This window comes from Arthrobacter sp. Dra40 (assembly GCF_059091905.1).
Genome location: NZ_JBNHHB010000003.1, coordinates 41,555 through 66,150 on the forward strand (window position 1 = coordinate 41,555; position 24,596 = coordinate 66,150).

19 protein-coding genes and 3 tRNA genes are annotated in these 24,596 nt (G+C 61.4%); 6 read left to right on the top strand and 16 right to left on the bottom strand.

The window, feature by feature from the left end:
• Positions 1–68: 68 nt before the first annotated feature.
• Both tsf and rpsB read right to left on the bottom strand, forming a co-directional pair.
• Positions 69–908 carry a translation elongation factor Ts gene (gene tsf, locus AC5RWT_RS02625; protein ID WP_494044768.1) on the bottom strand — a complete coding sequence of 280 codons (840 nt, stop codon included), beginning with the start codon at positions 906–908 and terminating at the stop codon, positions 69–71.
• Positions 909–1,026: 118 nt separating this feature from the next.
• Positions 1,027–1,965, bottom strand: a complete 939-nt coding sequence (gene rpsB, locus AC5RWT_RS02630) for a 30S ribosomal protein S2 (RefSeq protein ID WP_494044767.1) — start codon at positions 1,963–1,965, stop codon at positions 1,027–1,029.
• Between the two features lie 377 nt (positions 1,966–2,342).
• Here rpsB and AC5RWT_RS02635 point away from each other — a divergent pair, with 377 nt between their 5' ends.
• Positions 2,343–2,852 carry a M23 family metallopeptidase gene (locus AC5RWT_RS02635; protein WP_494044766.1) on the top strand — a complete coding sequence of 170 codons (510 nt, stop codon included), beginning with the start codon at positions 2,343–2,345 and terminating at the stop codon, positions 2,850–2,852.
• Here AC5RWT_RS02635 and AC5RWT_RS02640 read toward each other — a convergent pair.
• Positions 2,849–4,039 (bottom strand): acyl-CoA dehydrogenase family protein, encoded by a 1,191-nt coding sequence (locus AC5RWT_RS02640; protein WP_494044765.1) that lies wholly within the window; start codon positions 4,037–4,039, stop codon positions 2,849–2,851. The two genes, AC5RWT_RS02635 and AC5RWT_RS02640, sit on opposite strands and share 4 nt — an antisense overlap.
• 629 nt (positions 4,040–4,668) lie before the next feature.
• Here AC5RWT_RS02640 and AC5RWT_RS02645 point away from each other — a divergent pair.
• Complete coding sequence (locus tag AC5RWT_RS02645) at positions 4,669–4,944, top strand: hypothetical protein (protein ID WP_494079021.1); 276 nt, start codon at positions 4,669–4,671, stop codon at positions 4,942–4,944.
• Positions 4,945–5,112: 168 nt separating this feature from the next.
• Here the strand turns inward: AC5RWT_RS02645 and AC5RWT_RS02650 are convergent.
• The 5 genes from AC5RWT_RS02650 to AC5RWT_RS02670 all read right to left on the bottom strand — a co-directional run bounded on the left by AC5RWT_RS02650 (position 5,113) and on the right by AC5RWT_RS02670 (position 8,960).
• Positions 5,113–5,186: transfer RNA gene (locus tag AC5RWT_RS02650), tRNA-Ile, on the bottom strand.
• A 64-nt stretch (positions 5,187–5,250) separates the two neighbouring features.
• Positions 5,251–6,447 (bottom strand): glycosyltransferase, encoded by a 1,197-nt coding sequence (locus AC5RWT_RS02655; protein ID WP_494044763.1) that lies wholly within the window; start codon positions 6,445–6,447, stop codon positions 5,251–5,253.
• 55 nt (positions 6,448–6,502) lie between these two features.
• The gene (locus tag AC5RWT_RS02660; RefSeq protein WP_494079022.1) at positions 6,503–7,417 is read right to left on the bottom strand and encodes a DMT family transporter; all 915 of its coding nucleotides are present in this window, start codon (positions 7,415–7,417) and stop codon (positions 6,503–6,505) included.
• A gap of 42 nt (positions 7,418–7,459) precedes the next feature.
• Entirely contained in the window at positions 7,460–8,089 is a 630-nt protein-coding gene (locus AC5RWT_RS02665; protein ID WP_494044761.1) for a CDP-alcohol phosphatidyltransferase family protein, read from the bottom strand.
• Between the two features lie 88 nt (positions 8,090–8,177).
• Positions 8,178–8,960, bottom strand: a complete 783-nt coding sequence (locus AC5RWT_RS02670) for a phage holin family protein (protein ID WP_494079023.1) — start codon at positions 8,958–8,960, stop codon at positions 8,178–8,180.
• Positions 8,961–9,162: 202 nt separating this feature from the next.
• Here AC5RWT_RS02670 and AC5RWT_RS02675 point away from each other — a divergent pair, with 202 nt between their 5' ends.
• Positions 9,163–10,584 carry a GH1 family beta-glucosidase gene (locus tag AC5RWT_RS02675; protein WP_494079024.1) on the top strand — a complete coding sequence of 474 codons (1,422 nt, stop codon included), beginning with the start codon at positions 9,163–9,165 and terminating at the stop codon, positions 10,582–10,584.
• A 46-nt stretch (positions 10,585–10,630) separates the two neighbouring features.
• Here AC5RWT_RS02675 and AC5RWT_RS02680 read toward each other — a convergent pair.
• The 6 genes from AC5RWT_RS02680 to glnT form a co-directional block, all read right to left on the bottom strand.
• A tRNA-Asn gene (locus AC5RWT_RS02680) sits at positions 10,631–10,703 on the bottom strand.
• 167 nt (positions 10,704–10,870) lie between these two features.
• On the bottom strand, positions 10,871–12,205 hold the full coding sequence (locus AC5RWT_RS02685) for an FMN-binding glutamate synthase family protein (protein ID WP_494079025.1): 1,335 nt from the start codon (positions 12,203–12,205) through the stop codon (positions 10,871–10,873).
• Positions 12,205–12,915, bottom strand: coding sequence for a glutamate synthase (locus tag AC5RWT_RS02690; protein WP_494079026.1), 711 nt, complete (start codon positions 12,913–12,915; stop codon positions 12,205–12,207). The genes AC5RWT_RS02685 and AC5RWT_RS02690 overlap by 1 nt, the downstream gene beginning before the upstream one ends.
• On the bottom strand, positions 12,903–13,733 hold the full coding sequence (locus AC5RWT_RS02695; RefSeq protein ID WP_494079027.1) for a class II glutamine amidotransferase domain-containing protein: 831 nt from the start codon (positions 13,731–13,733) through the stop codon (positions 12,903–12,905). The genes AC5RWT_RS02690 and AC5RWT_RS02695 overlap by 13 nt, the downstream gene beginning before the upstream one ends.
• Positions 13,734–13,895: 162 nt before the next feature.
• A complete protein-coding gene (locus tag AC5RWT_RS02700) occupies positions 13,896–15,044 on the bottom strand; it encodes an ammonium transporter family protein (RefSeq protein WP_494079028.1) in 1,149 nt (382 codons plus the stop codon).
• Between the two features lie 42 nt (positions 15,045–15,086).
• A complete protein-coding gene (glnT, locus tag AC5RWT_RS02705; RefSeq protein WP_494079029.1) occupies positions 15,087–16,484 on the bottom strand; it encodes a type III glutamate--ammonia ligase in 1,398 nt (465 codons plus the stop codon).
• 635 nt (positions 16,485–17,119) lie between these two features.
• Between glnT and AC5RWT_RS02710 the strand changes: the two genes are divergently transcribed.
• From AC5RWT_RS02710 to AC5RWT_RS02720, 3 genes are read left to right on the top strand one after another with little or no spacing between them, the layout of a single operon-like run.
• Complete coding sequence (locus AC5RWT_RS02710) at positions 17,120–18,286, top strand: FAD-dependent oxidoreductase (RefSeq protein ID WP_494079030.1); 1,167 nt, start codon at positions 17,120–17,122, stop codon at positions 18,284–18,286.
• A gap of 29 nt (positions 18,287–18,315) precedes the next feature.
• A complete protein-coding gene (locus tag AC5RWT_RS02715; protein ID WP_494079112.1) occupies positions 18,316–18,567 on the top strand; it encodes a sarcosine oxidase subunit delta in 252 nt (83 codons plus the stop codon).
• On the top strand, positions 18,564–22,094 hold the full coding sequence (locus tag AC5RWT_RS02720; RefSeq protein WP_494079031.1) for a 2Fe-2S iron-sulfur cluster-binding protein: 3,531 nt from the start codon (positions 18,564–18,566) through the stop codon (positions 22,092–22,094). Before AC5RWT_RS02715 ends, AC5RWT_RS02720 begins: the two co-directional genes overlap by 4 nt.
• A gap of 76 nt (positions 22,095–22,170) precedes the next feature.
• On the opposite strand, the gene AC5RWT_RS02725 is transcribed toward AC5RWT_RS02720, so the two are convergent.
• Together AC5RWT_RS02725 and dnaG are read right to left on the bottom strand one after the other, a co-directional pair.
• Positions 22,171–22,243 (bottom strand) — tRNA-Asn (locus AC5RWT_RS02725).
• Between the two features lie 141 nt (positions 22,244–22,384).
• On the bottom strand, positions 22,385–24,499 hold the full coding sequence (gene dnaG / locus AC5RWT_RS02730) for a DNA primase (RefSeq protein WP_494079032.1): 2,115 nt from the start codon (positions 24,497–24,499) through the stop codon (positions 22,385–22,387).
• Positions 24,500–24,596 lie beyond the last annotated feature (97 nt).

Genomic DNA, 24,596 nt, shown 5'->3' on the forward strand with positions numbered 1-24,596 from the left:
TCACCGGTTGGTGACCACCCCCTCGTCATGTGAAATCAGTCAGTTCGCCTTTGGCGGTTGGACCGAGGTTACGCTCCGACGCGGAAGCGGGCAACGGCGGTTGCGTTGACGCCGGCCTCTTCCAGCACCTTGCCGACGGACTTCTTCGGGTCCTTGGCAAACGGCTGGTCCAGCAGCACGATCTCCTTGAAGAAACCGTTCAGCCGGCCTTCGACGATCTTGCTGAGCGCGGCCTCGGGCTTGCCCTCGGCGCGTGCGGTCTCGTCGGCGATGCGGCGTTCGTTCTCCACCGTCTCGGCCGGGACCTCTTCGCGGGTCAGGTAGGTCGGTGCGAAGGCAGCGCTGTGCACTGCGACGTCGTGGGCGGCCTCGAAGGCCGAGTCACCTTCGCCGTCGACAGCGAAGAGGACGCCAACCTGAGCCGGCAGATCCTTGGACGTCTTGTGCAGGTAAGCATCGACGGTCTTGCCTTCGATGCGGGCCACGCGACGGACGATGACCTTTTCGCCCAGCACAGCGCCTTCTTCGACGACGACGTCGCCCAGCGGCTTGCCGTCGGCGTTTGCCGCCAGCAGCGACTCGAGGTCCGCGGCACCTGATTCAACGGCCACGGCCAGTACCTTGTCAGCGAGTTCAATGAACTTGGCGGACTTGGCGACGAAGTCGGTCTCGCAGTTGACCTCGATCATGACACCGACGGTTCCGTCGATGACCTTGGCAGCAACCAGGCCTTCGGCGGTGGAGCGGCCTTCGCGCTTGGTGGCGCCCTTCAGACCCTTGATGCGGATCAGCTCAATGGCCTTCTCGGCATCTCCATTGGCCTCGTCCAGGGCCTTCTTGACATCCATCATGCCGGCGCCAGTGCGCTCGCGCAGTGCCTTGATATCAGCAGCGGTGTAGTTCGCCATTTGGACTCCAGTCCTCCCGTAATACGTAGTGTGCGGTGCCGCTGGCGGCGGGCCGTCAATGGGCCCGGCCGCCAGCGGAAGTCCGGCGGCGCACAAGGCGCCGCCGGTTGAGTCGGATTTACTTCTCGGTGTCCGCGGCGGGTGCTTCGACAGCCGGGGTCTCAGCAGCCGGTGCTTCGGCGGCGGCAGCGTCGGCAGCCGGGGCCTCAGCAGCCGGTGCTTCGGCGGCGGCAGCGTCAGCAGCCGGTGCTTCGGCTGCCGGAGCACCGGCAGCGGCGGCCGGTGCTTCGGCTGCGCCCTCGAGCAGTTCGCGCTCCCACTCGGCCATCGGCTCGGCCGGAGCTTCGGCGTTGCCGGCGGCGCGGTTGTTACGGGCGATGAGGCCCTCGGCAACGGCGTCGGCGACCACGCGGGTCAGCAGGTTGACGGAGCGGATGGCGTCGTCGTTGCCCGGGATCGGGAAGTCGACCTCGTCCGGATCGCAGTTGGTGTCCAGGATGGCAACAACGGGGATGCCGAGCTTCTGGGCCTCGTCGACGGCCAGGTGTTCCTTCTTGGTGTCCACAATCCAGATGACCGAGGGGGTCTTGGTGAGGTTGCGGATGCCGCCCAGCGTGGTTTCGAGCTTGTTCTTCTCGCGCTGCAGCAGGAGCAGTTCCTTCTTGGTGCGGCCGGAGGCAGCAACGTCGTCGAAGTTGATCTCTTCGAGTTCCTTCAGGCGCGAGATGCGCTTGGAGACGGTCTGGAAGTTGGTCATCATGCCGCCGAGCCAACGCTGGTTGACGTACGGCTGGCCAACGCGGGTGGCCTGCTCGGCGATGGCTTCCTGGGCCTGCTTCTTGGTGCCGACAAAGAGCACGGTGCCGCCGTGGGCAACGGTGGCCTTGACGAACTCGTAGGCGCGGTCGATGTAGGACAGCGACTGCTGCAGGTCGATGATGTAGATGCCGTTGCGCTCGGTGAAGATGAAGCGCTTCATCTTCGGGTTCCAACGGCGGGTCTGGTGACCGAAATGCACGCCGCTGTCGAGCAGCTGGCGCATGGTAACGACTGGCATGTCGTCACTCCTTCCGGCAGCATCCGGCGGTGCCTGGTCTGCTGCCTCATAGACGGTTATTAGCTTCTCGCCCGGCGGGCGAAGCTCCTGGCGTCTGTCGGCTCCGCCTGGACGGCGGTGCATGCGCCCGGACCGGGTTTCCGGACCGCCTGGGCACATTCCATCGCAGCGAAATTGCGACGGTGGATTTCAGACACGCGTAGTCAGCCTCTGTCCGGACATGCGTCATGGACGGAAAACTGCTTCGCCCAGTGTACTACAGGAGGCGGACCGTTCCCGCCCGTACCGGTCCTCCACAGCCGCCAGCCCCGGCGGATTTGCGCACACGGTGGGCAAGCATCGACACCGAGCCTGCGCCTGCGGTGACGATGGGTGGCATGAAGCAATCCTTCACTCGCTGCGCAGCCGCCGCGGCCTTAGCCATGCTGTTGCTGGCGGCCGGTCCGGTCATCCCGGCCGTCAACACAGCCGATCCGCCGTGGAACTGGCCCGTCACCCCGGCACCCGCCGTGCTGCGCAGCTTTGACCCGCCGCCCGAACCATGGTCGAGCGGCCATCGCGGGGTCGACTTAGCCGTTCCGGCAGGGACCACGGTCCTCTCTCCCGCCGACGGCCGAATCAGCTTCTCCGGCTGGGTCGTGGACCGCCCGGTGATCACGGTTGATCATGGCAACGGGCTGCGCAGCAGCTTACTGGCGGTGGAATCCGAGCTGCGGGCCGGCGACGCTGTCTCCGCCGGCGAACCGGTGGGACAGGTGACCGAAAGCGGACATTGTCCGTCCGCCTGCTTGCACTGGGGAGTGCGCCGCGGCGAGACCTATATCAATCCCCTGCAGTTCGTCCTGGACCTGCGGCCGTCGGTGTTGCTGCCGGTGCCGGACGGTTAGACGAACGCTGCCAGTCCGGTAATGGCCCGTCCGGTGACCAGAGAATTGATTTCGTGGGTCCCTTCATAGGAGTAGATGGCTTCGGCGTCGGCAAAGATCTTGGCCATCTCATAGTCGGCAACGATGCCGTTTCCGCCCAGGATGCCACGGCCCAGAGCAACGCTTTCGCGCATCCGCGCCGTGGTGAACGCCTTGGCCAGCGCCGAGTGCTCGTCCTTGGCTTGGCCGGCGTCCTCCATCTGCGCCAACCGGACCATCATGCCCATCGACGCCACAGCATTGCCGAGGATCTGAACCAGTTGATCCTGCACCAGCTGGAAGGACGCCAGCGGCTTTCCGAACTGGTGCCTCTCCACTGCATAGCGCCGCGCCACATCGAAGGCAGCCAACTGCTGCCCTACCGCCTGCCAGGCCACCCCGAGCCGGGTTACCTTCAGGACCTTGTTGGTGTCCCGGAAACTGTTGGCGCCCTTGAGATGGAAGTCATCGGACACCACGAGGTTCTCCAGCGTGATGTCCGCGTTCTGCACCGTCCGCAGGCTGATCTTGTTCTCGATTTTTGTCGCGCTGTATCCGGGCGTGGATGTATCCACCAGGAAGCCCTTCACCTGATTGTCGGCCACGTCGCGAGCGTAGATGACCACCCAATCCGAGAAGGTCGCGTTGCCGATCCAGCGCTTGGCGCCGTTCAGGATCCAGTTGCCTCCGTCGCGCTGGGCGGTGGTGCGGGTGCCGCCTGCGACGTCGGAGCCGCCCAGCGGTTCCGTGAGGCCGAAGGCGCCGATCTTCTTCATGGCATAGATGTCCGGCAGCCAGGCGTCCTGCTGCTCTTTCGACGCCAGCGCTTCAATTGATCCGGTGAACAGCCCGTCATGGACGCCCATGAACGTGGCAATGGAGGCGTCCGCGCGGGTGAATTCTGCGTGCATGAGGCCGGCGAACAGATTCGAGCATCCCTGCCGACGGACCGGGCTGACTATGTCCAGCTCCGCCAGTTTCGGGATGATTTCCATCGGGAACTCAGCCCGGTTCCAACAGTCGACCGCGATCGGGCGGACTTCCTTGGCCAGCCAGTCACGCACATCGCGCAGCCGGGCACGTTCCGCCTCAGAGAGCAGCGACTCGAAGGCATAGAAGTCTCCGTCGGCGTAGGGAAGATCGTTCGGATCGATGACGCGCTGGCCCATGCTGGCTTCCTTTTCAGTCTGGCAGGCGCCGGGGCAGATACGAGCGGGGCGCCGCGAAGTTACTGAGCAGTAACATAGCGTAAGAACGAGGCCCCAGGCAACGGTTTCACCCTCTTCCGCCCTGAGGCGGTTGCGGTATCCGTTCTCCTCATTCGGTTCCATCAGCGGGCTCTGCCGATTTTGGTGCCAACGGGGCGCAACAACGGCGCTGAAGTTTCGGGCGGACGAGCACCAGATGTTGCCTGATAGAACGTTAATATTCGGACGTGTTTGGTGCGCTTTAGCAACCATGCCAACCCGCTTATTAGAGCCCCACGCAACTCGCAGTTGCACATTTAACCGCGCGTTTCATCCGCTGGCGTGTCGCGACGGTTCACCTCGTAACAAATGCTTTAACTGGTGATGCCCATCACAGGGCTGAGTAGCGTTTTTCTTGTCCGGAACTACAGCGCAGAATCCATCCGCTGTAGAGGTAAAACGGGAAAAGAGATACACCATGTACTACACAAAGCTGCGCATTGTCGGGTCCTCGCTGCTTGTTGCTGCATTCGGCTTCACGGGCTTGGCAATGACCGCCGCTCCTGCGTCGGCGAGCACGGTTCAAAGCGTGTCCACCAGCAACTACGGTCATGACCACGACCGGGGCAGAGACCACGACCGGGGCAGAGACCACGACCGGGGCAGGGACCACGACCGAGACCACCGGGGCGACCGGGGCGACCATCGCGACCATCGTGACCATCGTGACCACGACCGGGGACACCGTCGGCATCACGACCGGTGCGACTGGGAATACGGCTGGCACCGCCACCACGGTGACTGGGATTACGGCTGGTACAGGGACTGCGATAACGGGCACCATCACCATGACTATGACTAGACCAGGCACGATCCACCCGGAGTGAGGCTCCGGCCCAGATGTGCGGAACGGCGGGAGCAGTCACCCGTTGCTCCGCACATTTTTGTGACTGGGCAGCTTGTTGTCTCAGGCTGCTCCCCTCTGTATTCCGCCCTACACGAAAGCGGACCGGATTCAGGAGCTGGTTCCCAAATCCGGTCCGTGTTCCACGCTGTAGGGCGGGTGGGGCTTGAACCCACGACCGAACGATTATGAGTCGTTTGCTCTAACCGACTGAGCTACCGCCCCGTGCCCTACGATGTTACTGAATGCAGGCCACGATGTTGAAACCGGCGCTGCCCGTAACGGCGGCCTAGTTAAGATAATCGTCCGCGGAACCGCCGCGGTAGAGCCGCTCAAAGGTGTCCATAGTCTCGTCGATGCCGTGCCGCACCGCCTTCGCATGGCTTGCTTCACCCATCGCCTCGATCTGCTCCGGGCTCTGCGCGAGGACCGCATTGAGCTTGGCCGCCAGGTCAGCAGGGTCGCGGGGAGCAAACAAGTACCCGTTGACTCCGTCCTCCACGAGGTGCGGCAAGGCCATCGCATTGGCCAGCACCACCGGCTTGCTGGCGGACATGGCCTCCAGCGACACCAGGGACTGCAGTTCGGCGGTTCCCGGTTGGCAAAAAACAGTAGCGCGCAGGTAAGCCCGGCGCAGCTCGTCGTCGTCGACATGGCCGAGGAAAGTCACCCGCCGGCCTAGCCCCATGGCGGCAACCCTGCCTTCGAGGTTTTTCCGCTCGTCGCCGTCGCCGACTATTTCGAGATGGACATTCAGGGCGGGGTCGGTCATGGCCAGCGCCTCGATCAACGTGTCCACGTTCTTCTCCACCGCGAGCCGACCTGCAAACAACACCGTGGGATGCTCCGGTTTGTCGATGGTCTCCCCCGGCGCCAATTCATAGGCGGCAGCATCAATACCGTTGGACAGGGGCAGCACTTTGTGCAGGAAGGCATGGTCCCGCATCGCCTTGGCGGCCAGCGGGGTCGGCGTCGTGACAACGGCTGCCTTGCCCATAATCCTGCCCATGTCGCGCCACGAATTCTTGGCCACTATGTTCAGGAACCACTGCGGGAATGGCAGGAACGGCTCCAGGTTCTCCGGCATGAAGTGATTGGTGGCAATGGTGCGGATGCCGCGCCGCACCGCTTCGGCAATGGTGGCCTGTCCGATCATGTAATGGCATTGGATGTGCACGACATCCGGCTGCACCTCATCGAAGATCTGTTTGATGTCGCGCTTGATTTCCCAAGGCAGGCAGATGCGCCACGTCTCATGCGTCGGCACGGAGTGCGAGCGCAGCCGGTGCACTTGGGCCTCCGGGCGCTGTTCCACGAAGGTCGGGCCCTTGTCGCTTCTCCCGGCGATGATGTCCACGCTGTGTCCGCGCTTGGTCATCGCTGTGGCCAAACGGAATCCGAAAACCGCCGCTCCGTTGACGTCCGGCGGGTAGGTATCGGCAGCAATCAGGATCTTCAGGGGTTTAGGTCCGATGTCGTCGCTCACCTGCGGCAGGACTCCTTGGTTCGTTGTGACAGTTTTCTCCATCGGCGCTTGGGGCCTACGGCTTCTTGCCCGGGGCATGGGCCCGGCGCCGGGCTTCTTCTTTTTTCTGCAGGACGTCGGGATGGTGCCTTGAGAGGGCGATGACCCCAACAATAGCAACCAATCCCGCTCCCACCATGCCTATCGCGAAGACCGGCTCGACGTCGGGCCTGAGTTCGCCGAGGATAAAAATGCCGATCGAGATGCCCACCAACGGGTCGATCACGGTCAGTCCGGCGATCACCAAATCGGGCGGCCCGCTGGCGTAAGCACTCTGCACAAACCAAGACCCCAAGCCGGCTGCGGCGGCGACGGCAATAAGGGTATAGATGGGCACGTTGGCAATGAAACCACCGCCCGGTTCGAGCAACCGCAGGCCGATGATCCGCACCAGTACGGCGACGAAACCGAACAGCATGCCGGCGCCCAGAATGTAAGCGAAGGCATTAAGCCGGCGACGGAACATCAGTTCCAATGAGAGGAAGACGGCAATGACAACGGCCAGCAGCAGGACTGCCGAGAGTTCCTCATCTGCCCGCACCTGATGGCTTGCGCCGGTGACGTTGACGGCCAGCAGGACAAAGACGGCGCTGCCTGCCACGCAGGCCGAGATGGCCACTACGGTGATGCGGTTGAGCCGGATCCCCTGGTCCTTCGAATTGATAATGGTGGTGATCACCAAGGCGATGGCGCCGATCGGCTGCACCACGGTCAGCGGTGCGCTGACCAAGGCGAAGACATTCAGGCCCATGCCGACGGCCAACATCAACAGCCCCAGAACCCAGCGCGGGTTCCGGAGCATCCGCACCAAGCCGGACACACTCATGGCCAGGCCGCCCGTGTTGGCTTGCACCGCACTGGCTTGGCGCTGCGTTCCAAGCGCGAGGAAGAAGGCGCCGAGCAGGGCGGAGAAGATCGCTAACCAGACCATGAGGCCCCGTCGGCAGGGGCCCGGTGTCGGACCAATCCCGGCTCAACCACGGCTTGGCCCATCCCCGGCAGCCGCCCGCTGGGCCTTGTATTTCCGCCATGCCGCCCGCATATAACCCAACCAGGCGAGGACATGGCCGGTGCACCCCGCCGCCAGGATGATGTAGGACACTGCCAGAAGCCAGTCGTGGCCGAAGCCTTCAACCCTGTGGAGCAGCAGCAGCGGAGTTCCCACCAGCAGCAACGCGGTGCGGACCTTGCCGATATTCGTGACGGGAAGATCCGGGCTGCCATGGAAAAGGATCAGGGAGAACACCAGCAGGATGGCATCCGGAATGATGATGGACAGCAGCAGCCACCACGGTGCAATGCCCGCAGCAACGAAGGTGATAGCCACGATGATGAGCGCCAGCCGGTCGGCGACGGGGTCCAGCCACTTGCCGACGGAAGACATCTGGTTGAAGCGCCGCGCGATATAGCCGTCAACCCAGTCCGTGGACCCCAGCACCACCAGTGTGATGGTGGCAGCACCGTACGCCTCCCCGGCGATGAACCAGACGAACAGCGGCACCGCAAGGAAGCGCAGCACGGTGATGAGGTTCGGGATGGTCCAGAATGTGTGCAATTCACGGTACTCGAAATCGCGCCGCGTCCCGGCACCGATAATCCTCAACGCTGTCCCTCCCCTCAGCCGTCGTTCCACGCTTGGCAGCCGACTGCCCCGCAGCCGGCTCACATGCCGCTGTGCGGCACTGCATGCGTTACTTGTTCAGCAACCGCCGGAGCATGACGCCCATCGCCGTCAGCGAGACTGCCAGCGTAGCCAGTGGCTTCCAGCGCTCCTTCAACTCCGGGGCGGCCTCGCCGACGGAATCCGCCCCGGCAACCAGCCGCTCGGTGGCCGCATCTGCTGCATGCTTCGCCCGGGCCTTGGCCTGCTCTGCCCGGGGACGGGGGTCGACCCGGCGGCCGAGATCGTCTCTGAGGGTCGCCAGATGATCGCGGCGTTCGGACGTGCGGGCACGCAGTTCTTCCAGCGTCGGAGCCGGCGGCTTGGGTTCCTCCCGCTCCGCCTTCTCCAGCTTGGCCTCCTTCTCCGGCTTCTCCTCCAGCGTCGCCGGATCGAAGCTGCTGCCCTCACGCAGCACACCGACGTCGTATCTGACGCCACGGATGGCTTCCGCCGGCACGAGGGGCATGCTCCTCTTCACCGCTGAATATCCGATCAGTGCCAGAATGCTTCCCACGACCAGGAAGACCGCCGCCACGATCAGCGCCGCCAGCCAGGCAGGCATGACGAGCGCCAGCCCCATGATCGCCGCCACCAAGAGGGAAATGGCCATCGAGGCAAGGAACACCACGGCCGCCAGCACGATCCCAGCGGCAACGCCGACCTTGACGCCCTTGCCTTTGAGCTCGAGCAGGGCCAGCGAGAATTCGTCCTGGAGTTGGCGGGGTGTCAGCTGGCCTGCAACCCGTGCCAGTTCCACTGTCGACATCTTCGCACCGGTTGCGGTGCTCCTAGGGCCTTCCGGACCGGTCATGGCTCTGCCTCCATCATTGTCGGTAGTGCGCGAGTGTCCACACCATCAAATTATCATTCTGCCCCAGCTCGGCTCCTCAGTCGTAGGGAGGACATTTATAGAAGTGCCGTGGGACAAAAAATATGAGTAAACGCTTACGTTCGTTTTCCGCGCCATCTAGGCTGGCAGGCAGTCCTTGTCCGCCGGCGCTGGAGATCAACACATGAGCAAGGTGCTGCACTTTCCGAAGAGATTCCTTTGGGGCGCGGCAACGGCCGCTTATCAGATTGAAGGCGCGTCGGACCAGGACGGCCGAACCGATTCAATCTGGGATGCCTTCTGCAGGCTGCCCGGAGCCATAGTCGACGGCCAGACCGGCGGGACAGCATGCGACCACTACCACCGGTACAGCGAGGACGTTGCACTGATGTCCTCGCTGAATCTGGGCGCCTACCGGTTCTCCACGTCGTGGCCGCGGATCAAGCCGGACGACGCCTCGTTAAACCCGGCCGGTCTGGATTTCTATTCACGGCTCGTGGATGAACTGTGCGCCGCGGGCATCAAGCCCTGGCTCACGCTCTACCACTGGGACCTGCCTCAGGCGCTGCAGGAACTGGGCGGGTGGGCCAACCGGGACACGGCCTTCCGCTTCGCAGAGTATGCGCTGGGCGTTCACGAGGCACTCGGGGACCGGGTGCAAGCCTGGACCACCCTCAATGAGCCGTGGTGCTCGGCTTTCCTCGGCTACGGTTCAGGTGTCCATGCGCCTGGAATACGGTCGCGGCCCCAGGCTCTGGCCGCCATGCACCACCTGCTCCTCGGTCACGGCCTGGTCGTCGACGAACTGCGCCGCCGCGATCCGGGCGCCAACCTCGGCCTCACCCTGAACTTCACGGTGGCGGATCCACTGGACCCGGGCGACGAGGTCGACGTCGATGCCGCCCGCCGCATCGACGGCCAGTTCAACCGCGCTTTCCTCGACCCGGTCTTCCACGGGTCATATCCGCCCGATTTTCTGGCGGACGTGGAGAAGTACGGACTGGAGACCTGGATTCGGGACGGAGACCTTGACCTTATCCGGACCCGGATCCACACACTGGGGGTCAACTACTTCCACGGTGAAGCGGTGACCGGCCATCCCCGCGAGGATGCCGAAAACACCCATGCAGCCCCGGTGGGGCGCCCGGCAGCGCCGGCCTACCCCGCAGCCGACCATGTCAGTTCTGTTTCCCGCGGCCTGCCAACGACGTCGATGGGCTGGGAGGTCCAACCCGAGGGGCTGTACCGACTGCTCCTGCGACTGCAGCACGAATACAGCGGGCCGGCAGGGACGGCGCTCTACATTACGGAGAACGGGGCGGCCTTCGATGACGAGGTCTCGGACGACGGCGCAGTCCACGACCCGCAGCGACTCGAGTTCCTGCGCGCCCACATCATTCAATGCCATCGCGCGATCCAGGCCGGCGTGGACCTTCGGGGCTACTTCGGCTGGTCCCTGATGGATAACTTCGAGTGGGCCTGGGGCTACGACAAACGCTTCGGAATAACGCGGGTGGACTACAACACCTTGGAGCGCACGCTCAAGGACAGCGGGCGCTGGTATGCGCAGGTCGCAGCCAGCAACCAGGTAGACACCGCCCCATAAAAAAGATCCCGCAACCGGTCAACGGTGCGGGATCTTTTCTCTCGAGCTCCCCCGACTGGACTCGAACCAGTAACCCTTCGATTAACAGTCGAATGCTCTGCCAATTGAGCTACGGGGGAATGAAGCGAATAAAACTCTAGCAGGACCGCGGCATGGAGACGAAATCGCCTTCCGGCCCCGCTCTCACGAAGTCCGGTCCGCGATGAGCCGCAGCACTTCCACCGCCCGCTTTCGCTCCAATCACTGGCGCTACTGGGTGCTTGATGAAACCTTCAACGGCGCAAGATCAATTGAAGTTGCTTGCACTCACCCCCGGAATCCACGAGGTTCCAGCCAACGGTACGCGTGCCATCGCCGAGGACTCGATGGTGAGGGCGACAAGATCCTCAGGTTCCAGGTGACGCAGGCGGGATTTTCCACACGCGCGGGCAATAGTCTGCGCCTCCAATGTGAGCACACGAAGGTAATTTGCGAGGCGTTGTCCTGCTTCCACAGGGTCGAGGCGTGCTGCCAGTTTTGGGTCTTGCGTCGTAATTCCTGCTGGATCCCGGCCTTCTTGAAAATCGTCGTAGTACCCGGCTGCAGAGCCGAGCTTCTCGTACTCTTCCGCATACTTCGGGTCGTTATCTCCTAGAGCAATGAGTGCAGCTGTGCCAATGGACACCGCATCCGCGCCCAGGGCAAGGGCTTTGGCAACGTCAGCACCGTTACGGATTCCGCCGGAGACAATCAGTTGCACTTTCCGATGCATTCCAACTTCCTGCAGTGCTTGAACGGCTAGCGGGAGTGCCGCCAGAATCGGGATGCCAACGTGTTCAATAAACACGTCCTGTGTTGCCGCCGTACCGCCCTGCATGCCATCAAGCACGACCACGTCAGCACCGGCTGCCACGGCCAGTTTGACGTCGTAGTAAGGCCTGGACGCACCGATCTTGACGAAAATTGGCTTCTCCCAGTCAGTGATCTCGCGCAGCTCCTGGATTTTGATGGTGAGGTCATCAGGCCCGGTCCAATCCGGATGACGGCAGGCGCTTCGCTGATCGATACCAGGCGGGAGGGTGCGCATTTTCGCCACCCGCTCCGAAATTTTCTGCCCGAGCAACATGCCGCTGCCGCCGGGTTTGGCACCCTGGCCGAGGACGATTTCCAACGCGTCTGCCGCCCGCAGGTGGTCGGGGTTCATCCCGTATCGGCTGGGCAGCAGTTGGTAGATCAGCTTGTCCGAGTGACCGCGTTCCTCTTCGGTCATGCCGCCGTCGCCGGTAGTCGTGGATGTTCCGACTTCGGATGCCCCGCGCCCCAGTGCCTCTTTGGCGTTCGCTGACAAAGCCCCGAAGCTCATACCGGCAATCGTCACCGGAGTTTGAACATGGATGGGCTTTGCTCCGTTACGGTCACCGAGTACGACGTCGGTGTCGCATCGTTCGCGGTAGCCTTCCAGGGGATAGCGCGACATGGATGAGCCGAGGAACAGCAAGTCGTCGAAATGGGGTACGGGTCGCTTAGCACCCCAACCCCGGATGTCGTAGACGCCGGTCTTTGCAGCATGCTGGATGGCAGCGATGGCTGCACGGTCATACGTGGCAGATTCACGGAGGCCACGGTCTTCTGGACTGCGCATCAATAGCTCCCCGATTGCTCGCTGTTAAAGTGGTACAAAGTTCGTGCGGAACCGAAACGGCGGAACTCCGCAATAAATTCTGGATTGTTGGCTTCATCAGTCATCCCGGCTTGCGTGAGCAGGTCAACGAGTTCGACAGTGTGTTCTTCACGCATCGGTTTCTCCACGCAGTCAGCCCCGAGTGAGCCGACCTTGCCGCGCACGTAAATTCGTGCCTCGTAGATCGAATCTCCCATGTCACTGCCGGCATCTCCGCATACCACGATGCGACCGGCCTGCGCCATAAAAGCACTCATTGCGCCGATATCACCGCGGACAACGATGTCGGCGCCTTTAAGGGAGATCCCGCACCGGGTGGAGGCGTTTCCTTCGATCACTAACAATCCTCCATGCGCCGTCGCCCCGGCAGATTGGGAGGCGTCACCCTGAATCCGCACGACGCCGGACATCATATTCTCGGCAACACCCGGGCCAGCCGATCCTTCCACCGTGATGCGCCCATCCTGGTTCATCCCAGCGCAAAAATACCCGACATCCCCTTGAATCGTGACATCAAGCTCTCCATCGACGCCGGCCGCGACTGCGTGAGCACCCATGGGGTTCTTCACCAGGTAGCGCCGGGCTGTCGGAGCATGCAACTCTGCATTCAGTTCGCGCACGTTTGAGGTGCTCAGGTCAATCTCGTAAGCGGTTTCCTTCAACGTTTCCATGCGTACACCCGTCCCGGTTCCGGCTCGAAAACATGTGCTTGATCGATCCCTGGCAGCGGTGCCAGGGCTTGGAACTCTGATGCCATAGCCACCCACTGGGGATGCTCAGCCACGATTGCCGGTTTGCATGCGAACTCATCTCGCACTACAGCGAAGCCATTTTCAGTAGTGACGAGCAGGGTGTAGAACCCGTCGAAACGTTCACCCAAGGCTATGAGCGCGGCTTCCAAATCGTCGCCCTCGGCCAGACAAGAAGCCACGAACCGGGCACCCACCTCCGTGTCATTCATTGAATCAAAGGACACACCCGAACTTTGCAGCTCGCGCCGGATTGAGGCGTGGTTCGAAAAGGAGCCGTTGTGCACCAGCCCCACACCGGTTCCAACCGAAAAGGGGTGGCAGCCTTCAGCGTCAACTGCTGATTCAGTGGCCAATCGCGTATGAGCGATCCCTTGCCACCCACTTGCGGAACGCAACCTATAGGTTTCCGCCAAATCGGTCGGGTGACCAACGCCTTTGTATACCACCATGTCTTCTCCAAGCCCGACTGCAACGGACTGTGGTGCGGCAGCGGCGACCGCCGCGGACAACTCTTGGGTTGTGACCTCCGCGGTGAGGACGGTGGTCTCCCCGACTTGTTCTACAGCGACTTGGTCAACGTTGGGGAGCTGCTTGGCGACAGCTTCTGCCACATCATCCGGCGCATTGAGCAGCGAGATGATTGAGTGCCCCTGGGGACAGCGTTCGCGGTCACCATAAATCGCGACCCCTGCCGAGTCAGGACCGCGGACTACGATTCCTTTCATCATTTCAGCCATGAGCGAGCCCAGCTGGTCGTAAAGTTCAGGGTCTTTGAGGTGAAGACCGATTATCCCGCACATGCACGTTGCCCCCTTCTATGTCAGGAATTTCGGCGACTAATGTTGGCACCCTTGCGGGCAAGCTCGAGAGAACCGCCTGGTCGGCGGCCGCATCCGTCATCACGCAGGCTCCGTCGCTCGCATCTCCTCGACCGGGAAAGATTCGGCGTCGTCGAGCATCTTGGTCGGGCTCTTGAACAACCTCAAGACCAGACCAGTGACGAGTCCTGTTGCCAGGGCAATGACGAATGTTCCTCCGATCGCCGCCAGTTGGCTCGTCGGTGCTCCCACGATAATGATGGGAAAAAGTCCGCCGATAATGCCCGGAATTCCGTGCAGATTGTGAACTCCCATGGTGTCCAGTACGCCGGTCTTGCGCTTGAGCCAGTCGTTGAGGTAGATGAAAGATAGTGTTGACGCCGCGCCACCGGCCAAACCGATCAACCACGCCTGCCATGGGGACGCGAGATCCACGGTCGCCCCGATGGCCACGCCTCCGGCCAAGATTGCGTAGGTATAAACTAACGGGTCGATCGTCCGTTTGAGCAAGTACAACAGCAGATAGGTGACCAGTGTGGCCGCTGTCAGCGCCAAGTACGTGTTGATCATTGCCGGAATGATTTTGTCCGGTGGAAGGAGGGCGGTAACGAACGAAGGCCACAGCACGAATAGCAGCATGCTCGCCAGCCATACGAAGGACACGCTGTGAACACTGGTCTTCATGGGCTCGGCATTGACGCGCCTGTTTCGCAGCCCGAGAATGACTCCCCACCCCCAGTAGGCTGCAAACATATGGACCAGGATGGATCCGCCAGCATCAAGGACGCCGTCGAGATATTGGAAGATAAACCACTCATTGAACATGTACGCCGGAACGAAGAGGACGGCGGCCAGAAGGTAGTGAATGGTCGAAATGTGTCCAAGAAAAACCCCAATGGCAATGACCAATGTAATGGACGCGAAACACGCCAGGATCACCGCCTCGATATTGAGTCCATTTCCGAAGATTCCAACTGACACAATCAAGTAGAGCGGCCAGCTGACTGCCAGCACTAACAGCGTGGCCAAAGCCACTCCCCACTCATAGCGTCGAATAAACAGCATGAGAAACGCTACGAGCATCAGCATGAAGAAGACGTCCTGTCCCCGGTGGTACTGGAACAGTTCGGCAGCCTGACTACCTTCCTCAACAACCGCAGCGGCAGGGCCGGCGGGCAAAATCATGACAATGCAGATGAGAAGCACGGTGATAAGTGAACGTTTGAGCATGCCGGCCTGCCTTACCTAGGTATGGAATGCTGCACCCATGGTTTACGGGAACTGGAGATAGCGCTGAACTTCATTGTCGGTGACCAAATCTGTGAGCTCGTGATATTCGTCGAGTTTGAGTCGCGCGTAGTAGTCAACGAAGTCTTCCGTCTTTGAGGACGGTTGACCGAAGGGCCCCTCGACGGGAACTTGTCCGAAGGCCTCGCGAAGCACGTTGTCGCGTCGAAGATAGTGAACAGATTCCAGGAGGCTGTGGGGCAGCATATTGATTCCGCGTTCCTCCAGATCATCCGGTGATGCTGCATAGAGGTTGCTTTCGTTGGGATCGCCCGGATCCAGCTCGCGTTGAATGCCGTCCAAGCCAGCGGCCAGAGCGGCGGCGAATCCAAGATAGGGACTTCCCGAGAAGTCTGGAGTTCGATCCTCAATGGCGCCTACTCTGGCAATCCGCAACATCTGGGTGCGGTTATTGCCGCCGTAGGTGATCGCCACCGGAACCCAGGTTCGCACCGATTCGGTTCCAGCTTTCATCCGTTTGTACGAGTTGACTGTCGGGGCCACCATAGCCATGTAGCCGCGGGCGTGATCCAGAAGGCCTGCTGCGAACTGGTACCCCAACTTGGACAGCCCCAATCCACGAGGATCACTCTTGTCCTCGAACAGATTGATATCTCGCTCCTTGTCCCACAGGCTCATGGTGTAGTGGAAGCCATTCCCAGTGTTATCGGTGAAGGGTTTGGGCATAAATGTGGCGATCGCCCCGTGTTCCTGGGCCAGGGTCTCTGTCATGTAGCGGAAGAAGATTGCTCGATCTGCGGTCTCCATGGCTTCAGCGAAGGTGACGTTGACCTCAAACTGCCCGTTCGCGTCCTCGTGGTCGACAGCGTAGTTCTCCCACCCCAACTCCGAGACGTATTTCGACATCCGAGTAACGAAATCAAACTGCCGGGTGAGGCCTTTGACGTCGTAGCAGGGCTTCGCCCAGGTATCCATCCGATCGGCGACAACGAGCTTTCCATTTTCGTCGAAGTCCACCAGGGTGAACTCTGCCTCGAATCCGATCTTGAACACATAGCCGAGATCCTCGGCCCTCTTGATCTGCTTCCGCAGGATAGTGCGCGGACAAAAAGGCCACTCTTCACCTTCCACGCGTGCGTCTCCGATGACATGTGCCAGACCGGGTTGCCATGGAACAACGCGTAGTGTCGCCGGATCTGGAATGACTTCAATATCAGGGCTATGCGGGCCCTGGCCGATCTCACCGGCTGCGAAGCCGGCAAACCCAGCCCCACTGGTAAAGAGTGATTCCACCTGTGAGGCGGGAACTAGTTTGGCACTTGACTTGCCTCGGACTTCAGTGAAGGAGGCGAAAATAAACTCAAGGTCTTGATCTTCAACTGTTTTCAGTACGTCTGCCGCTGATTCATGTCGTTTAACCACGGTTCGGCCTCATCTCTATCGGACGATTAAAGACAGAAAAACTGTCATAGAAGGTGGCACTGGTTAAGGCTTTCGGGTGCGGAAACCCCACCCTTGCATCGAAAATAGAATGTGTCAAGGATCACATTCGCCCCAACTTTTCCTCAGCGATCGGCTCGGATCCAGCACCCCCAGGAAGCCATCACCTTCCTGTTTTTTCCTGGTTTTGGCAGTCCGGATCCGCAGATATGCGACGTCCTCCGAGGGCAGTCACCAGATGCTTGACACGTTCGGGGGTTCGTGGTTCGCTGAACGAAATCTTCTGCCCCTCACTTCAATAACGCCGCTAAATTTGCGACGTTCTTCTCCGCACTTGGGACGCTTCTCGTCTTCCTCCTTGCGTTAAGTGCCATGGACGAGGACGGAATTTCTACTCAATTCACCGACGAATCAATGGCGACGCTCTAGATGGCTAACGGGAGAAAGACTGAGTAAGTGCTATGACGAACAGAGAACGTGGAGTCCTCGATTCAAAGCGTGAGCACCGCATGGGCCCGAGTTGGCAAAGATCACGCCAGGCCCGCTACTCCGCTTGGCAATTGTTCTCGAAAGGAGTTTCGCAGTCAGAGTGGCCGAAAGTATGGCGACACCATGAAGTGAAAAAAAGCTACGACGTAGTCATCATCGGCGGCGGACTCCACGGTCTGGCGACGGCCTACTATCTGGCCACCAACCATGGAATCCGAAACGTAGCTGTGCTCGACAAGGGTTATCTCGGCGGCGGTGGATCGGGCAGGAACACGGCCATCCTCCGTTCTAACTACCTCACTCCGGAGGGCGTCCGGTTTTATGATCGTTCCCTCAAGCTGTACGAAAATCTCGCTAGCGAATTGAACTTCAACGTGATGTTCTCCCAGAAAGGGCACCTCACGCTGGCCCATAATGACGGGAGCCTGCGTACCATGCGCTGGCGCGCGGAAGTCAACAAAGTCCAGGGGATCGATTCAGAACTGATCGACACCGGCGAGATCAAGAAGCTGGTCCCATACTTAGACACGTCTGATGACGCCCGCTATCCGATACTTGGGGCCCTGTATCATCCGCCCGGAGGAATTATCCGACACGATGCCGTCGTCTGGGGTTATGCGCGCGCCGCCGATCGCTGGGGCGTACATCTGCATCAAAACACTGAGGTGACCGGAATTAACGTCAGCGACGGACGGGTCACGGGCGTGCGGACCAGCGGCGGTGATATTTCGACCGGTACCGTGATCAATTGCACCGCCGGCTGGTCGACACTGATATCCGACATGGCCGGAGTGGCAATGCCGGTGACAACGTCTCCCCTACAGGCGGCTGTGACCGAACCTGTCAAGCCCTTCCTCGATACGGTCGTCGTGTCCGGAACATTGCATGTCTATGTCAGTCAGACTGATCGGGGCGAGCTGGTGTTTGGCGCCAGCGTGGATCCGTTCACGTCATACTCCATGCGGGGCTCACTGGAATTCGTTGAAGGACTGGCCTCAAATGTGCTGAAGCTGATGCCCCCGCTGTCCAAGATGAGACTGCTGCGCCAGTGGGCCGGTCTGTGTGACATGACCCCGGACTACTCTCCGATCATGGGTCCTACCCCGGTGGGCGGCTTCTACGTCGACGTCGGCTGGGGAACGTATGGCTTCAAAGCCGGTCCGGTAGCCGGGGAAGCCATGGCCGGGCTCATAGCCAACAACCGCACACCGGAAATCATCGCTGACTTTGGGCTCGACCGTTTCTCCACCGGCAGGTTGGTTGGCGAAAAAGGTGCCGCAGCGGTGGGTCACTGATCACCAATCCCCAGGAGGACGTTTCCATGATGCAGATCAGTTGCCCGTGGTGCGGGCCACGCAACTCCACAGAGTTCCATCACCACGGCCCCGTGAGAAGTCGGCCCAATGTTGAAACGGCCACGCGCAGCGAGTGGCACCAGTACCTGTATTTTCGCGACAACCCCTGCGGCATCGTGAAAGAAACGTGGTACCACTCCGCCGGGTGCCGTCAGTTCTTCACTATCCTGCGGGACACGTACACCAATAAGTCAGCGATGCACCAAGGAGACGTCCGATGACCTCTTCAAACTCCGGCCGCCAACAGTCACGGCGACTCGATACCCAACACGGGGAAGTGATAGATCGCTCACGGCCGCTGACCTTCACCTGGAACGGCAGGACATATACAGGGTTTTCGGGCGATTCTGTGGTGTCTGCCCTCGCCGCTTCCGGCGAGCGCATCTTCTCCCGCAGCTTTAAGTACCATCGCCCGCGCGGTCTGATGACGGCAACCATGCATGATCCTGGGTGCACCATGCAGATCAACGACGAACCGAACGTCCGCGGTGCCCATAGGCTCCTGCAGAATGGCATGAAGGCAACCTCGCAGAACACGTGGCCGTCGCTGAGGTTCGATGTCAGGGCCGTGAATCAGCTGGGTAGTCGCTTTCTGGCACCAGGGTTCTATTACAAAACGTTTATGAAACCGCAGTTCATGTGGCCGGTGTACGAACGCGTCCTACGCCAGTTCGTGCACGCCGGGAAAGTAAACCCTGAAATCACTGAGGAGATCTACGAAAAGCGCTACGCCCATGCCGACGTGCTGGTTGTCGGTGGCGGCCTGGCGGGCATGACGTCGGCATTGGCTGCAGCGGCCGCCGGCGCGCGCGTCATGCTGGTCGATGAGGAGCACCAGTTGGGCGGGCACCTGCGTTGGACCGACCCGGATCATGCAGCGAAGCTAGCGAAACAGATTCTGGCGACTGAGAATATCCACACTCTCACCAACTCCACCGTAGCGGCCTGCTATGACGATAACTGGTGTGCCGTAGTGCAGCGTCAGCCCTCCCCCGGCATGCCTGAAACGCTGATAAAGACTAGGGCGAGAAGTGTGGTCGTCGCGGCCGGGCTGATGGAACGGCCCTATGTTTTTGAAGGGAACGACTTGCCTGGCGTCATGCTTTCCACCGCCGCCCAGCGCCTGATCAATCTTCATGCAGTGAAACCAGGCGAACGGGCTGTGGTGCTGACCGCCAATCCTGAGGGCGACGCTGCCGCAGAGGACTTGCGGCGTATCGGTGTCGAAGTGGAAGTCGTTGATGCCCGTGCCGGTGAGACCGTTGTACGTGCCCACGGGCGCAATGGTGTCCAAGCCGTTGAACTGTCTAACGGGCGGAAAATCGCCGCGGACCTCCTGGTCACCGCCACCGGATGGACGGCGCCCACTTCACTGCTGAACATGTCCGGAGATGTTCCAAACTATGTACCGGAGGCAGCGCGCTTTCTCCCCGGCGGCCAGTCCGGCGAAGGAGTGTACAGCACCGGCGGGCTAGCCGGCGATGGCACAATCGAGCAGCTGCACGACCACGCCGACGCCGTTGGACAGCATGCTGCGCACCATGCATTAAGTGCCCGTACCAAACTCGCGGGCGCCGTCCCTACGGTACCCTCGACTGACACCGTCGACCCGAGACCTTTGGGGAATCTACCGGCCATTTTCGATATGCCGGTACCAGACCACCCTGCGCTCTTTCGCTCCACCACGCATGGCATTGTCGATTTCTCGGAGGACGTTTCTTCCCGCGATCTGTATTCGGCGGTCAAGGAAGGCTATGACTCCGCTGAGCTGGCCAAACGCTTCACGACGGTGACCATGGGGCCTACCCAAGGCAAGATCGAGTTGGTCAACGCCATCGCTGTCATAGCTGACGCCACCGGGCGGTCCATCGCCGAGACGGGAACGACGACCTGGCGGCCAATGTACGCCCCCGTGACGCTCGGCGCCTTGGCCGGGAGAAATTACGACCCAGTTCGGTATTCACCGATCCAACCGTGGCATAAGGCACGCAAGGCGATGCCACTGGTGGCTGGGCAATGGATCCGGCCGGACCACTACGGCGACCCGGAAGCTGAAGTCCGCGCGGTGCGCGAGAAAGTCGGCATCATTGATGTGACCCCAATAGGAAAATTCGACCTTCGCGGACCGGACGTATCGAAGCTGCTCAACCAGCTGTACGTAAACAAGTGGTCGAAACTGGAAATCGGGCGCGTACGCTATGGTGCGATGTGCGCGGATGATGGAGTGATCCTCGACGATGGTGTGACCGGTCGCCTGGGTGAAAACCACTACTTGATGACCACGACCACTTCCGGGGCAGCCGGCATATGGGAGTGGATTGAAGAATGGCTCCAGACAGCACATCCCGAGTGGCAGGTTCATGTCACTCCAGTCACCACCGCCTACGCCAGCATCAACGTGGCTGGACCCCTCGCTCGCAAACTCGTTTCTCGCCTGGTTGACGGAATCGATATGTCCTCCGAGGGATTCGGTTATATGCGGCTGAAAATGGGCCGGGTCGCAGGTGTTGATGATTGCGTTCTGTGGCGGATCGGATTCACGGGTGAGCTCTCCTATGAACTGCATGTTCCTGCTGGCTACGGCCTCCATGTTTGGGAATCGCTCATGGCCGCAGGTGAGGACCTAGGTGTCGTGCCTTTCGGTGTGGAGGCGCAGCGTATCCTTCGATTGGAGAAGGGACACTTGATTGTCGGGCAGGACACCGACGGTCTGACTCAGGGCTACAGCGCCGGTCTGGATTGGGCCATCAAATTGGACAAGGAAGATTTCTCCGGCAAACCGGAGTTGCTCTGGCAACAGCAGAGCGGCTCGGGAACACGCCTGGCAGCCCTTCAACCCTTGGATCCCGCCGTCGTACCAGCCGAAGCCAGCCAAATCCTTGGACCCGACGGCCAGATCGTCGGCCGGATTACCTCCAGCCGACACTCACCGACGCTGAAACGTTCGGTCTGCTTGGCTCAGCTGGAGCGCGCGCTGAGCGAGCCGGGTACCGTCGTCAATATTCGGCTTCCAGATGCCCAGATTATCAAGGCGACGGTAATGCAGCGGCTTGCGCACGTTGACCCGGAGGGTACCCGGCTCGATAACGACACAGCTCCAGATAGCCGGGTGGAGCATTCGGCACCGGTCGCCCGAGGTCCTGTTCCGCTCAGCGGACCGGCCGGGACCGTGGCTGACTGGGAAGTCTCGGTCCGCGAAATCAGCAATTCTCTCAAACTCCATGACTACTCAGCACTCGCGAAAATCGGAGTACGAGCATCTCCCACCGGCTCCGTCGCCAGCGCCCTGAAAGCCGGTTTCGGACGGACACATCAAAGCGAGCAGGGAACCCTCGTGGTTGGTGCCGGGCCAGGCGAGTGGATCGTTCTCGGCGAACCTGGGAATCGAGCTAAGACGCTCCAGGAGATGCAGCAGCTTACTGACCAGGCTGATGAACACGCCTCAACGGTGGACCTCACGCACGGCCGCGCGCTCTTCCTGCTCACAGGAGAACATGCCGCCAAAACGCTCTCCAAGGTCTGTGCCATCGACTTCTCCGACGACCTCGTCCCCGATGGCGCCGCGCTGCGCAGTACCGTGGCCGGAATCGTCACCGACCTGATTCGACACGATAATGACGACGGCCGCAGCTACCTTCTGCACTGCGAGCGCTCCTCGGGCCTGTACCTGCATACCGCAATGCTGGACGCCGGGCGTGAATATGAGATCGGCGATGGTGGTTACCCTGTTTCCAAGGCAGGTCTATGAGAGTTCGCAGCAAGTGACGACGATATGAAGAAGGGGCCTCAAACAGCAGTTGCGCTGGCTGAGGCCCCTTTATCCGCTCCCCCGACTGGACTCGAACCAGTAACCCTTCGATTAACAGTCGAATGCTCTGCCAATTGAGCTACGGGGGAAAGCAGTCATCCGCGATCGGCGGTTTGACCTCAAACAGCATACTCAATGCAGCCCGGAACTTGCCAATCGTGGGCCCGCCGAGAGGGCGATCTGTGGCACGCCTAACACGGCTGGCCTGGGTGCCGACCTTCGCCCGGTTCCTATTCCGAGCGGAGCGCCCGGCGCTGCATCTCCAGTTCCATGAGTTCACGGTTGATCCGCTGGAAGTCCTCGGGGTCTGCGGATGGATCCATCCGCTGCAGCTGACCCAGCTTCTCGGCCTTCAGGTGCGTGATCTGCAGGTCCTGCAACCGGTTCAAAATCCCGCGGCAATATAGCCGCAGGCCGTCGTCGTTCTGTGCCGGCAGCGGCGTGACAGCCAGCTCGGAGACGAAGCTGCGCAGTTCCTCTGGCACCTCTTGGCGGATGGTCTCCACCCACTGCGACGGAGTGGCACCGGACACGCCTGCCGCCCGCACGGCGCCGTGAACGGCCACGTGCATGGGCGCCAGGAAGCGGGCCTGCATGAATTGTTCCCACTGGCTGGCATCGAGGAGGCCCGGTTGCTGAATGGCCACTTCCAGCGCTTGATGCTCCAGTCGGACGACGGGGTCCCGTAGGTCAGGTCTCGGGTAGGCCGGCGCAGGCGCAGGAGCCTGGCCGGATTCCGGCCAGTAGGACGGAGCGCCGTCGTCATTGCCGCCCTCGCTGTAGGAGTGTTGTGCAACCTGTCCGTACGGCGCCCCGGCACGGCCGTTGGCTTGCTGCCGGGAAGGAGCTGCCGCGCCCCATCCACTCTCCCGGTTAGACGGACGGTTGCTGCCCTGCCAGTCCCGTCCCGGAGACTGCTGCACGCCGCGGTTCGATTCCTGCCCGCGGCCCTGTTGGTCCCGCTCACGGCCTGCCTTCCCGCCGGCCCCGGACTGTCCGCGTTTGACGGCACCGGCCACCGCCCGGGAGACATCCTCAACGTCCATGCCCAACCAGCCGGCCAGCTCACGCGAGTAGCCCGGCCGCATCGCCGGGTCCCTGATGTCGGCAACCACCGGCGCGGCGGCCCGCAGCGCCGAGACCCGCCCCTCGACGGTATCCAGATTGAACTTCTTCAGCGTGGCCTTGATGGCAAACTCGAACAACGGGCGGCGGGAACTGATCAGTTCGCGCACCGCGCCTTCGCCGTGGCTGAGGCGCAGGTCGCAGGGGTCCGCGCCGTTGGGCTCCACCGCGACATAGGTCTGGGCGACAAAACGCTGGTCTTCTTCGAAGGCCCGCAGTGCGGCCTTCTGGCCGGCTTCGTCACCGTCGAAGGTGAAGATCACTTCGCCGCCGGTTCCGTCATCGGACAGCAGGCGTCTGGCAATCTTGATGTGGTCCGTTCCGAAGGAGGTACCGCACGTCGCCACAGCCGTTTGGATTCCGGAGAGGTGGCACGCCATCACATCCGTGTAGCCCTCCACGACCACCAGTTGGCGGCTGCGGGCGATGTCCCGCTTGGCCAGGTCAATCCCGTAGAGAACCTGCGACTTCTTGTAGAGCACCGTCTCCGGGGTGTTCAAGTACTTGGGTCCCTGATCGTCCTCGTACAGCTTGCGGGCGCCAAAACCAATGGTCGCACCGGTCAGATCGCGGATGGGCCAAATGAGCCGGCCGCGGAAACGGTCGTAGATCCGGCTGTTCCTGCCGTCGGATCCGTCCGCCCCGCCAGAGAACATCCCGGTCATGCGCAGTTCGTCCTGGGTGAAGCCCCGGCCGGTCAGGTGCTTGAGCAGGCCGTCCCAGCCTTGCGGGGCGTAGCCCACGGCAAAATGCTCTGCGGCTGCCTGGTCGAAGCCTCGCCCGGACAGGAACTCCCGCGCCGCGGCAGCGCCGGGGGTCTGCAGTTGCTCCCGGAAGAACTCCGCGGCGACTTTATGCGCATCCATCAGCCGCTGCCGCTTGCCGACGTCTTCCCGGCGCGGGCCGGTGCCCCCGTCTTCGTACCGCAGCGTGTAGTTAATCCGGTGAGCGAGCTTCTCCACGGTCTCGGAGAACGTCGTGTGGTCCATCTTCTGCAGAAACGAAATGACGTCGCCGCCTTCGCCGCAGCCGAAGCAATGGTAGGTTCCCACCTGCGGACGGACATGGAACGACGGCGAGCGTTCGTCGTGGAAGGGGCACAGGCCCTTGAAGGAACCGATCCCCGCCGACTTCAGCGTGACGTAGCCGTCAACCACTTCCTTGATGTCGGTACGCTGGCGGACTTCATCGATGTCTTCACGTTTAATCAGTCCGGCCATAGTCCTATGTTATGCAGCAGCGCCAAATCGGCGGCTCCGCCCCCGCAGGCTGGTGACGACGGTGCGCAGGCGGGCGCCTGTGGAGGACAGCTCGGGA